This is a genomic window from Paraburkholderia sp. SIMBA_027, assembly GCF_046535315.1.
In the GTDB taxonomy this organism is placed as follows: domain Bacteria; phylum Pseudomonadota; class Gammaproteobacteria; order Burkholderiales; family Burkholderiaceae; genus Paraburkholderia; species Paraburkholderia tropica.
The window spans coordinates 1-231 of sequence record NZ_JAWRWY010001710.1 but is presented as its reverse complement, the minus strand read 5'-3'; the positions used below and the strand labels follow the sequence as shown (position 1 = coordinate 231).

1 protein-coding gene is annotated in these 231 nt (G+C 69.3%); it reads left to right on the top strand.

The features are described from left to right. A partial coding sequence (locus SB764_RS45015) for a hypothetical protein (RefSeq protein WP_410867438.1) occupies positions 1-231 on the top strand: 231 nt, incomplete at both ends.

Here is a 231-nt window from a genome sequence, read left to right as displayed (position 1 = left end):
CGGCGTGTTCGTCGGCAACAGTTCGGCCGGCGTCACACGGGTGACCAATGAGATGACGGGGGCGATTGTCGGCGTCACCCCCGGCGTCGGCGGCGGCTCCAGCCTGCCGTCGCTCCTGGGCATGGCCGTGGCCGTGCAGAACGGCAGCGGCGGGACGAGCTATCTCACCAACGCTGGCATGATAAGCAGCAGAGATGTGGACGGCACCGTCACCGCGGCGGCGGACAAGGC